General features: G+C 41.1%; 10 protein-coding genes. 5 read left to right on the top strand and 5 right to left on the bottom strand.

The features are described 5' to 3' along the window. Window positions 1-19 precede the first annotated feature (19 nt). Window positions 20-367 (top strand): winged helix-turn-helix transcriptional regulator, encoded by a 348-nt coding sequence (locus ACYTXL_RS33320; protein WP_461928322.1) that lies wholly within the window; start codon window positions 20-22, stop codon window positions 365-367. A 142-nt stretch (window positions 368-509) separates the two neighbouring features. On the opposite strand, the gene ACYTXL_RS33315 is transcribed toward ACYTXL_RS33320, so the two are convergent. From ACYTXL_RS33315 to ACYTXL_RS33305, 3 genes are read right to left on the bottom strand one after another with little or no spacing between them, the layout of a single operon-like run. Next, window positions 510-902: a salt stress protein, Slr1339 family gene (locus ACYTXL_RS33315; RefSeq protein WP_461928321.1), complete on the bottom strand. Its 393-nt coding sequence runs from the start codon at window positions 900-902 to the stop codon at window positions 510-512. 27 nt (window positions 903-929) lie between these two features. Then, window positions 930-1,535 carry a vWA domain-containing protein gene (locus ACYTXL_RS33310; protein WP_461928320.1) on the bottom strand — a complete coding sequence of 202 codons (606 nt, stop codon included), beginning with the start codon at window positions 1,533-1,535 and terminating at the stop codon, window positions 930-932. Between the two features lie 48 nt (window positions 1,536-1,583). Continuing rightward, window positions 1,584-2,189 carry a vWA domain-containing protein gene (locus ACYTXL_RS33305; RefSeq protein ID WP_461928319.1) on the bottom strand — a complete coding sequence of 202 codons (606 nt, stop codon included), beginning with the start codon at window positions 2,187-2,189 and terminating at the stop codon, window positions 1,584-1,586. Window positions 2,190-2,542: 353 nt separating this feature from the next. Between ACYTXL_RS33305 and ACYTXL_RS33300 the strand changes: the two genes are divergently transcribed. Beyond that, window positions 2,543-5,245 (top strand): PAS domain-containing sensor histidine kinase, encoded by a 2,703-nt coding sequence (locus ACYTXL_RS33300; protein WP_461928318.1) that lies wholly within the window; start codon window positions 2,543-2,545, stop codon window positions 5,243-5,245. Window positions 5,246-5,249: 4 nt separating this feature from the next. On the opposite strand, the gene obgE is transcribed toward ACYTXL_RS33300, so the two are convergent. Both obgE and ACYTXL_RS33290 read right to left on the bottom strand, forming a co-directional pair. Continuing rightward, window positions 5,250-6,278 carry a GTPase ObgE gene (gene obgE / locus ACYTXL_RS33295; RefSeq protein ID WP_334790323.1) on the bottom strand — a complete coding sequence of 343 codons (1,029 nt, stop codon included), beginning with the start codon at window positions 6,276-6,278 and terminating at the stop codon, window positions 5,250-5,252. 67 nt (window positions 6,279-6,345) lie between these two features. After that, window positions 6,346-7,023 (bottom strand): Mo-dependent nitrogenase C-terminal domain-containing protein, encoded by a 678-nt coding sequence (locus ACYTXL_RS33290; protein ID WP_461928317.1) that lies wholly within the window; start codon window positions 7,021-7,023, stop codon window positions 6,346-6,348. A 547-nt stretch (window positions 7,024-7,570) separates the two neighbouring features. Here ACYTXL_RS33290 and ACYTXL_RS33285 point away from each other — a divergent pair. From ACYTXL_RS33285 to ACYTXL_RS33275, 3 genes are all read left to right on the top strand, one after another. After that, window positions 7,571-8,671 carry a glutamate--cysteine ligase gene (locus ACYTXL_RS33285; RefSeq protein WP_461928316.1) on the top strand — a complete coding sequence of 367 codons (1,101 nt, stop codon included), beginning with the start codon at window positions 7,571-7,573 and terminating at the stop codon, window positions 8,669-8,671. A 525-nt stretch (window positions 8,672-9,196) separates the two neighbouring features. Then, window positions 9,197-9,553, top strand: a complete 357-nt coding sequence (locus tag ACYTXL_RS33280; RefSeq protein WP_461928315.1) for a hypothetical protein — start codon at window positions 9,197-9,199, stop codon at window positions 9,551-9,553. Between the two features lie 391 nt (window positions 9,554-9,944). Beyond that, the gene (locus ACYTXL_RS33275) at window positions 9,945-10,484 is read left to right on the top strand and encodes a Dps family protein (protein WP_292793575.1); all 540 of its coding nucleotides are present in this window, start codon (window positions 9,945-9,947) and stop codon (window positions 10,482-10,484) included. Window positions 10,485-10,779: the final 295 nt, after the last annotated feature.

Here is a 10,779-nt window from a genome sequence, read left to right as displayed (position 1 = left end):
TACTTGCTAAAAATTAACTATGAAAGATGAAGCAGAAAACCATCTCAGGCTGACTTGTGAAGTAGAAACTACCATAAAGGTGATTGGCGGACGCTGGAAAGTTTTGATTATTAGAGAATTAATGACTGGTGTCAAACGGTTTGGTGAGTTGCAACGGGCTTTACCTGGAGTTACGCAAAAGATGCTGACTCAGCAACTCAGAGAAATGGAGCAAGACGGGATTATTCATCGAGAAGTTTATCCGCAGATTCCACCCAAGGTAGAATATTCGCTAACGCCTTTAGGAGAAACTTTGCAACCAATTCTCTATGCTATGCATGAATGGGCTGTTCAACATTTCGCTCAAACACATCGCCATCAATCTTGAGCATATAGCAATCATATAGCAGTCTGCTTTGATTTTTGAAATTATTTGCGTAGACAGGGAGTGGGGAGTGGGCTTGCCGTGAGCGTAGCCAGCTACGCTTTTAGCGTCTCGTAGAGAGGGTCATTACGAATTACGAATTATTTTAATCATTGCTTCTTAAATATTCAATCGCCGCCTCTAATTTTGATGCGTAACTTTCAGCAAACCTTTCAAACCAAAGTCCTTCGGACGAAAGTGAATCTAGTTTAGCTAACCATTGTTTTGCTTGCACTTTCAAAGCCTTTAGTTGTTTGGCTTTGAGTTGTTCTTGTCGAATTCCTTCCTGTTCTAGTTCTTGCTGTCTTTTTAACTCAATAGCAGCATCTTCTTTTGCAAAATCAGCTTGAACTTCTGCCAACAGCTTATCCATGAAAGATGACGACTTTGGCGATGGTGGAATAAAGGATTTAGCTGTGGCTGATTTGGATTGCTGTTCTGGTTGTACTTGTTTATATTCAGTTTGCAGTTCAGCTAATAGTTTATCAATGGAATCCATTTTTGCAATTCCTAATAAATGGTATAGCTAGTCATTAATGGCATTGAGCAACACTTCCGATAGACTCAAATCTTCCATATCTTCCATAGTAATTGTGTCACAGATATCAAATTTAGCACCAGCACTCTGGAGTTCATCGTCTAAGACTTTCAGAAAGCGGGTAGCTTGCTGATCTGTACCGACTTGAATGAACGAAATAGCTAATTCCTCATCTCTGTCGATGCGGCGAGAAGCTTCAATAATCACTTTCATTACTGCTTTGCGATCGTCCGGTTCACCATCAGTAACCACTAAAATTGTTTCACCATTTGGCTTTGTTTGACCAGCTGCTTTGCGTTGTAAATAATCATCAGTTGCGTGTTTTAATACACCTGCTAAGTCAGTTGTACCAGAGGGATCATTTTCTCGAAAAATTTGTGCTACCTTGCTAGATGTCACATTTTCGTATCGCTTAAATTTACCAGCGAATATATAGATAGTAATGCCATCTGGGTCAAATTCCTCACACTTACTAGCTAAAGCTAAAGTAGATTCCTGGGCTGCAACCCATCTACTTCTACCACCCTTTTGATCTTGGGTGGCCATGCTGCCACTTTTATCGATAATCAAGGTATAGTCACGATTTTCTAGCATTATTCAATTCTCCAGTTAAGAGTTATTAGACTGTGGGCGCTCAACGCATTAGTCAGTTATGGCGTTGCTCAATACATCTACAAGGCTCATATCTTCTAAGTCGTCTAAAGTGACAGTATCGCAAATATCAAATTTAGCGCCGACACTTTGCAACTGGTCATCCAAAGCTTTGAGGAACTTAGTTGCTTGGGCATCTGAACCTACTTGAATGATCGAAATTGCTAATTCTTCATCACGTTCCATCTGGCGAGTAGCATGAATGATCACTTCAAACACAGCTTTGCGATCGTCTGGTTCCCCATCGGTGATCACTAAAATTGTCTCACCGTTTGGCTTCGCTTTACCGGCTGCTTTGCGTTGAAAGTAGTTATTGAGTGCATCCTGGAGTACACCTGCTAAGTTTGTCGTTCCAGAAGGGTCATTTTCGAGAAATATCTGAGTGACTTTGGCTGAGGTGACATCATCGTAGCGTTTAAATCTACCGGCAAACACGTAAACTGTAATCCCATCTGGGTCAAACTGTTCGGCCTTTCTTGCCAAAGCAAGTGTAGACTCTTGGGCTATCTCCCATCTACTTTTACCACCCACTTGGTCGGGTGTGGACATACTACCGCTTTTGTCAATGATTAATGTATAGTCGCGATCGCTCATCATAATATTTCGATGATTGTTACCCTGTGGTTCTAGTTTAACTCCGTTTTTTTACTAGCAAGCAAGGCTTTTAAGTATTTGTATCAATCATGCTAATAAAAAAAGCTACGCCACGGTTGACATCTAGTGAAATTAAATATTGCTTATCCAGAACCTTAGTACAATGACAAAGGACAAATAACTAAATCGACGGACGACTATCCCGGATACCCCTGGAAGGGATGGGATTCCCGCCGATTTTCTTTGATTTGGTTGTTGCATCCTGAGCTAGTGTGGGAATAATAAATACTACTTATGCTGGCACACACGGAGCTAAACAAAAACTGTTTAGCTCAATTTTAGAGATAAATTTGGGTATGAAGCATCTTAGATTCTTAGATAACCCCGCGCCAAAACAAAACACGGAGCAGCAAAACTTCTCCCTGGCGTTTCTGCATCAGATGATTAATAGCATATCTGACCCAATTTTTGTCAAAGACTGTCAACATCGCTGGGTCTTAATTAACGATAGCTACTGTGATTTCGTCGGTCATAGCCGAGAAGAATTAATTGGCAAGTCAGACGATGATTTTTTTCCTCAAGCAGAAGCTGATGTATTCCGGCAAAAAGATGAACTGGTTTTCACCGCAAATATTACCAATGAGAATCAGGAACTTTTTAGCGATGCTGAAGGTATAATCCATCTGATCTCTACAAAAAAGTCTTGCTTTGAGGATGAGACTGGTAATAAATTTCTGGTAGGTAGTATTCGAGATATCATTTTACAGAATGAAGCAGCGAAAGTTCTGGGTGTGACTGGCAGAGTTACTGATCTGACTAAACTCGTGCAAAAGAGCGAGGCACTTCAGGAAAGCCTGGAAGAATCAGACCGGCAAGCCAAGTTAGACCTACAGCGTGCTAATGCTTTACTGGAAGCTCAACAAGAAGCTGCGCTCGACGGAATTCTAATTATTGATGAAAATCGCACAATTGTCTCATTTAATCAGAAATTCTCCCAGTTATGGCAAATTCCTGCGGCAGTGTTCCAAACACGCGACGATCGCCAACTCCTGGGATGGGTACTAGACCAACTAATCAATCCAGATGAATTTTTGGCTAAGGTGGAGTATCTTTATCAGCATCCAGAGGAAAGCAGCCGTGATGAAATTTTCCTCAAGTCTGGAAAGATTTTTGACCGCTATTCTGCACCCGTGCGTAAGCAGCAAGGAGCTTGTAGTGAGACATCACCTTCAGGAGACTATTACGGTAGGATTTGGTATTTTCGCGACATTACCGAATATAAGCAAGCAGAGGCAGAACTTAGAGCTTCACAGCAAAGATTGACGTTGCTGGTTGAACAAACACCTTTAGCCATTATTGAATGGAATACCAACATTGAAGTTCAGACATGGAATCGCGCAGCAGAAAGAATCTTTGGATACACCAAAGAGGAAATGCTGGAGAATCCTTTTGAAATTATAATTCCTGAGAAGGCCAGAAAACACGTAAATGAGATTGTCACCGCCCTGTTAACGCAACAAGGAGGAAATTTGAGTATCAACGAGAACGTCACTAAAGATGGCAGGACGATAGTCTGTGAGTGGTATAACAACCCGTTAGTGGCTCCTGATGGACAGGTGATTGGCGTTGCCTCAATGGGGTCAGACATCACAGAACGCAAACGATCTGAAGAAGAACAGCAAAAATTTGTAGCTTTGATTGAAAACAGCAGTGACTTTATTGCCATTGCTTCAATGGAAACGGAAATTATCTATGTGAACCCTGCCGGACTCAAGATGGTCGGACTTACTAGCCTGGAAGCAGCCAAAACCAAGTCAATGATTGATTTTCATTCACCAGAAGCTTTTGCAAAGTTTCAGCAGCAAATTATTCCTTTGATGTCTCAACATGGTTTTTGGCAAGGTGAGTTTTGCTATAGACATTTTCAAACGGGTATAGAAATTCCTACTGATTGCAACCTATTTATAGTTAAACATCCTGAAACAGGAGAGCCTTTTTGTCAGGTAGCTGTTGTTAGGGACATTACAGAACGCAAACAAGCCAAGGAAGCTCTGCTAAAGTCGGAAGCGCAACTACGACAACAAGCTCAAGACCTTAAGGAAACACTCCGCGAACTTCAACGCACCCAAACTCATTTAATTCAAAGTGAAAAGATGTCTAGCTTAGGTCAACTAGTCGCAGGAGTGGCACACGAAATCAATAACCCGGTAAATTTTATCTATGGCAATCTCAGTCCTGCCAAGGAATACACCCAAGATTTACTTGCACTTTTGCAACTCTACCAAAGTCATTATCCTAAACCTGTACCAGAAATTAAGGATTTTGCAGAACTAATCGAACTGGACTTTTTGAAATCAGATTTGCCACAAATACTAAACTCAATGAACGTTGGAGCAGACCGCATTCGGGAGATTGTGCTTTCCCTGCGAACTTTTTCACGCTTGGATGAAGCCGAAATGAAAGCTGTTGATATCCATGAGGGAATCGACAGCACTCTGATGATTTTACAAAGCCGCCTCAAGGGTAATGACCAGCGCCCAACCATTGAAATAATCAAAGAATACGGCAAACTACCTTTGGTTGAATGTTACGCTGGGCAGCTAAACCAAGTATTCATGAATATTTTGTCAAATGCGATCGATGCTTTAGAAGAGGGAGTGGGGAGTGGGGAGTGGGGGGTGGGGAGTGGAGATGAAAGGGATGAGGGAGATGAGGAAGATGTAGCTTTAGCTTCCTGCAGGGTGGGAGATGAGGGAGACAAAGGGAATAACCAATGCCCAATTTCGACAATTCGCATTTGCACTCAACTACAAAAGCCAAATCAGGTAATAATTAGGATTGCCGACAACGGATTAGGAATACCAGAAGATACTAAAAAACAACTATTCAATCCCTTCTTTACCACGAAGCCCATTGGCAAAGGTACGGGTATGGGACTTGCCATTAGCTACCAGATCATTGCAGAAAGACATGGCGGTTCTTTAGAATGTATTTCGCAGCCGGGACAAGGCGCTGAGTTTGTGATTAACATTCCCCTGATTCAGAATACGTCAACATAATTCGTCAGCTAAATACCTCCACTTCTTCAGGAACCTTCATTTTATCGAGAATTCCCCAAATTTCTTGTAACATCGGCTCTAAGCCGGTGCGCGTAACGGCTGAAATCACAAAAACCGGAGCGTAGGAGAGATGATTAAGTTGGGTAGCTAACGCCTCTAAATCCACAGTTTCTCGATCAACTGCATCAATTTTATTCAGCGCCAAAATTTGCGGACGTTCTGCTAAACCCTGTCCATAAGCTTGTAATTCTTGCTTAATTATGTTATAATCTCTAACCACATCATCACTGGTGGCATCAATTAGGTGAAGTAAGACTCGCGTGCGCTCGATATGGCGCAAGAAATCATGTCCCAGCCCTGCTCCGTGAGCTGCTCCCTCAATTAGTCCGGGAATGTCGGCGAAAACAGTACCATCGCCAGTAGGTTTCCGCACTACACCCAAATTTGGGATGAGGGTAGTGAAAGGGTAGTCGGCAATTTTTGGACGTGCAGCTGATAAAGATGAAATTAGAGTGGATTTACCAGCATTTGGTAAGCCAATAATCCCCACTTCTGCCAAAAGTTTTAACTCCAGACGCAGCTGCTTTATTTCTCCTGGTAATCCTGGGAGGGCGTATTCTGGGGCGCGGTTACGGTTACTCAAGAAATGCTGATTTCCCAGTCCGCCTTTACCACCTTGGGCAATCCGCAAAGTCTGCTTTGGCTCAATTAAATCCCCCAACAATTCGCTAGTTCCAGCATCATAAATGGTCGTACCGCAGGGAACTTCGATGATCAAATCCTTTCCTCCGGCTCCAGTGCAGTTACTTGGCCCGCCACGAGTACCTTTTTCTGCCTGAAAGCGATGGTTGTATCTGAAGTCCAACAAGGTTTGCAGATTTTCATCGGCAACGAAAATTACCGAACCGCCTCGTCCCCCGTTACCACCAGAGGGTCCACCAGTCGGCACGTACTTCTCCCGACGGAAGGCGACAATACCATCGCCGCCCTTACCAGCTTCAACTTCAATTTCTGCTTGGTCGATAAATTGCATACTTAATAATAGTCAGAAGTTAGGAATTAGGAATTAAAAATTATAACTTCTCAGTATATCACTTTAACTAAATATATGCTGAAACATCTTCACCGCAGTTATCTGCCAGATAGCAGAGGGCGCGGAAACGTAAACCTACCAGTTGCTCATATAACGGGTTAATTTTACACATCGGCGGGATGTGGACAATCTTGTGTCCAAATAGGGTGATATCCCTCTCAAAGGGACACTGAGAAGGAATCATTTTACACAAAAAACGGGCTAATCTGGGGTCTTGGATATCTAGCCCATCGAGCCATTCACGCAGGGGATGTAGTGCATTAATTTGACGCTTTGTAAGTCTAGGGCTGGGGATTGTTAAGTTAATTTGCTGTGGGCGTTCTAGGGTGTGGCGAAGGGCTTGGAGTAAATTCTCCGGCTGTTCCAAGGCTTGGCAAAACTGTTGCAAAACCTGATCTTCGCTGGGAGAATAAGTACCATCTGCGATCGCTACCATCACCGCTGTCCTTAAAAAATTTTCTGATGCTGGCGTACCTTTAGCCAACACTGCGGCTAATTCTTCTGGCGTAATTACCTCTAGTGAGTCCCATTTAATCCCAAAAGCTAATTCATCTTTAGTGATGCTGGCAATTAATTTCTGTTCTTCGGCATCAAAATTACCATCTGCCCAAGCAATAGTCAGCAGTCCACGCAACCAAGCGGCAATTTGTTCGCTGTTGTAGGGGGATTGAACGGTACTTGTCATAAAACTCACGTCTCAAGCTTTCCTCAGTCAATACTAAGCTACCCTACCGAGTGACTAAGAAGATAGTGGGGGCAGTCTAGAAAAATCAAGAAAGTGTGTAGGCGTAGCCAGCCATAGGTGTTACCCTGAGTCCTTCGACAAGCTCAGGGTAACACCTGCGCCGTTCGCGCATCTCGTAGAGAAGGGCATCGCCCCCTAGAGACATAAACCAGAGAAGTTTTCAAATCGCAAGACTCGATCTTGAGGTAAGATCCATTTAAGAATCATCTGGAAAATTTTTCTACTTAAATTTATGAATCATACTAAAGTTATCATCCTTGTAATCAAAAAATCCTCACTCATTATTTTGTGAATAACAACCCTAAAAGTTTAGGAAGCAGACTTGTCTTAGATCACTAATTTGCAGAGATTTAAAACAGCATTTGATGTTGATTGCCCAAAATTCACTACTGCTAAAAAATCTTACTTATATATGCTGCTGCTTGGGTATTTATTGGCAGCGCTTAGATTAGCTTGACTCCAAATTATTAAAATTAAGGTATAGATAATGTTTTTCTTTGGCATTGAACATGAAGTAGCTTTCCTAAACAAAGAAGGAAAGTTTGCTGATTTTTCCCGCACAAAATTTACTGAGTTTAATCAAATTATTGAAGAGCTACCCATATACCCCAGTGACTATCCTCAACTGCGCGTTGGGGACGCTGGTATTAAGATGAAGAGATGGTACATTGAGGGATTTGAAAGATTTGCTGATTGCGATAAAGTGATAGACTGTCATGTTAAAGGTATTGAAATTAGAACAACTATACATTCTGATATTCAAGGCGCTATTACTGAATTATCAAAAAGTTTTCACTTGCTACGTGAAGTTGCTGCTAACTTTAATTTATCACCAGTTTTGGTCAGTTTTAATCCCTACAATCCGATTTTTGAGCCTCAACCCCCATTAAACGATTATGAAATCAGACAGTTACAAGCTGATCCTGACGAACAAACTGCTCATATTCATATGGTGACATACGGCCCAGATTTAAATATTTCAGTCGCAGATATGTCTACTGAAGATATGATTGATATTGGCAGAAAATTAACTTATTACAGTCCCTATATCGTTCCTTTTAGTTATAGTTCCCCTTTTTATAACGGAGGTTTATGGGATGGGCTATCGGTACGAACGTTTATCAGAACTGGAAAAAGACCAGCAGCTTTGGTTTTTGTTCAGAAACAGCAACAACTGATTAATAGCATACCTTCTTTAACAAAAATCGCCCGCATTCCGGCTGAAGTTGGACGCATTGAATTTAAGGCTTGTGATAGTTGTGATGATTTTTCCACCTATGCAGCATTACTGGCGTTGTTGAAAGGTTTGGTGTTAGATGAAACCTTGCTGGGTAGAGCAACTGTACCTGATGCAGCATTACATCAACTTTCTGCAAAAGAAGGGTTTGACAACGAAGATATTTTTGACAATGCCACAAAAGTTTTACAAGCAGCCGAAGTGGCCTTAGGAGATGATCCAGATGTTGATTATTTAACGCCGTTAAAAGTGCTGCTGGCGAAGCGAAAAACAAGATCCCATGAACTCATAGAAATGTTCCATCGCGTAAGTTCAATAGAAAAGGTAATAAGGCAGACTTATCAAGTTTAAGGGAAAGATGTATTTCCCCCCCTTTTTAAGCGGGGATCTTTATATAAGTTAATCCTTTACAAATATCCTTTAAGGTGCTTAGTCCTGAAAGTCCTTTGATTGGATAAAATCGAGCTAACTGAACATAAATAATAGAGCCGTTAACCTGCCAAAACTAGATTAAGTCGATATATCTAGAGACTGATTTTATTGTGACTAGAGATGCAGAAAATTTCATTCTAGAGATTGATGCAGGCGTTAGCATTTTCCAAGTAAAAGTAGAAACAGCGAACCTAGAAACGAAGAATGTCAATAAGAAATGTAATATTTTTGCTAAGTAATTAAGGTGGTATTTGCTTATTATCCCTTACTAATTCGATGCAGAAATCCTCAGAGAATTTCTTCGTAAGGTTCGTTTTTAAAGAACTTCAAGACTGAAGCGGAGCTTACTAGTTTTAGTATTGCTCAAATTTGCTTAATTAGCTATAAGTTCTCGCTCTTTAAGTACAAGTTCTGTGTTGTTAAAGCTGTTATTGAGGATTACAAATGAAGATTATTGCTGCTGTTTTATCTATCTTCCGTCCAGTACGTTTTCTAGTTGTGGCTTTCACTTGTGCTTTAATATTGTTATCTAATACTTTTCCTGCTTTTGCAATCGATAGCTACCAAAGTGACACGACCGAAGGTACTACACAACTCCTTGACATTCAGCGCAAAACTGACGAAGCCGCTAAAGAACCACCAGCTGGATTGAGAAAGGTTCAAAAGGAGTCTAATGAAGGACTCAATGAGGTTCAGGGAGCTGCTGATATTGACAAGCAAAAGCGTCCTGAAAATTCACAGAGTTCAACCTCAGTGGAAGAGAATGTAAAGAATTTTTTGGGCAAAGTTACAGGTAACTAACAGAGTTAATTCCTTGGTAATTTTTCGGTAGTAATGGGTATTGTGTAAAAGCAGTGACCCATTACTAATTAGGAACGTGAAGTTGGCAACTGCAATTAAGCATAAAAGTATGTTCTCCCTGAGCATCTTTGGTTAAACTCGGTTTAGATAGTTTTAATTACAGATATCCTGATTAACTATTATATTTAATTAACATTTTTATTCTAGTAGCTGAACATAATTAGTAAAGTTCGCTAATTACTAAATTATTCGCTTAATACTACCTATTAAGACATAGGCATAATTATCAATGTGGCAATTAATTTAAACTTACAATATTCCCTTTGGTTGATGTGGATTATGCCGTAAATTTGAGAAGATAGTGAATAAGTTTGCTTAGGGATGGAAAACAATGCGTGCGATAAACATTGGTTTGACAGAAGAACAGCGTGAAGGTGTAATTAATCTGTTGAATCAAGATTTGGCAGATGCCTATTTACTATTGGTGAAAACCAAAAAGTACCACTGGGATGTCGTTGGTCCTCAGTTCCGCTCTTTGCACCAGCTTTGGGAAGAACACTACCAAAAGCTGACTCTAAATATTGATGCTTTGGCAGAGCGGATTCGTGCTTTGGGTGGTTATCCAATTGGCACATTGGAGGGATTTCTCAAGCTTGCTACCCTGAAGGAACATGCTGGAAATGTACCCACAGCAACAGGTATGGTAGCTAATTTAGTGAATGACCATGAACAGGTTATTCGTAACTTAAGAGACCATGTGGATCAGTCTGGTGAAAAGTTCCACGATCAGGGAACTGCTGACTTTTTAACTGGACTCCTGGAACAGCATGAAGAGATAGCTTGGATGCTGCGTTCATTTATTGAAGGAGAAGCACTAGACCCAGATGGTAGAAAGCCAGCAGCAGAGTCTAAGACTCCTGTAGGTGTGTAGCTAATAAGGTCTGAGTTGAGGATGTGTAGACTGTGAAACCAATTGAGGGAGGATTGATTCCTCCCTCAACTGGTGTGTAAGGATTAATCTGGCTGCATCTACCTATTCGCCATATTAATTGTAAAAACAAGATAATCAGGACTTACGCAAACAATAGCTGAAAAGAATGATTTTTAGGTAGGGGCAATACCCTGCGGTCAACAAGAATTTTTAATTAAGCCGTTCAAAAAAGGTGATTCTAAATCTGCGATCGCATTCGTAGAATATCTGCTTACTCAATATCCTAAAACTCGCA

The organism is Nostoc sp., from assembly GCF_054880495.1.
This window is presented reverse-complemented; position numbering and strand designations above follow the sequence as displayed.

Coding starts and splice junctions, on each gene's coding strand:
- ACYTXL_RS33320 (WP_461928322.1), top strand. CDS start 20: ATGAAAGATGAAGCAGAAAACCATCTCAGGCTGACTTGTGAAGTAGAA.
- ACYTXL_RS33315 (WP_461928321.1), bottom strand. CDS start 902: ATGGATTCCATTGATAAACTATTAGCTGAACTGCAAACTGAATATAAA.
- ACYTXL_RS33310 (WP_461928320.1), bottom strand. CDS start 1,535: ATGCTAGAAAATCGTGACTATACCTTGATTATCGATAAAAGTGGCAGC.
- ACYTXL_RS33305 (WP_461928319.1), bottom strand. CDS start 2,189: ATGATGAGCGATCGCGACTATACATTAATCATTGACAAAAGCGGTAGT.
- ACYTXL_RS33300 (WP_461928318.1), top strand. CDS start 2,543: ATGAAGCATCTTAGATTCTTAGATAACCCCGCGCCAAAACAAAACACG.
- obgE (WP_334790323.1), bottom strand. CDS start 6,278: ATGCAATTTATCGACCAAGCAGAAATTGAAGTTGAAGCTGGTAAGGGC.
- ACYTXL_RS33290 (WP_461928317.1), bottom strand. CDS start 7,023: ATGACAAGTACCGTTCAATCCCCCTACAACAGCGAACAAATTGCCGCT.
- ACYTXL_RS33285 (WP_461928316.1), top strand. CDS start 7,571: ATGTTTTTCTTTGGCATTGAACATGAAGTAGCTTTCCTAAACAAAGAA.
- ACYTXL_RS33280 (WP_461928315.1), top strand. CDS start 9,197: ATGAAGATTATTGCTGCTGTTTTATCTATCTTCCGTCCAGTACGTTTT.
- ACYTXL_RS33275 (WP_292793575.1), top strand. CDS start 9,945: ATGCGTGCGATAAACATTGGTTTGACAGAAGAACAGCGTGAAGGTGTA.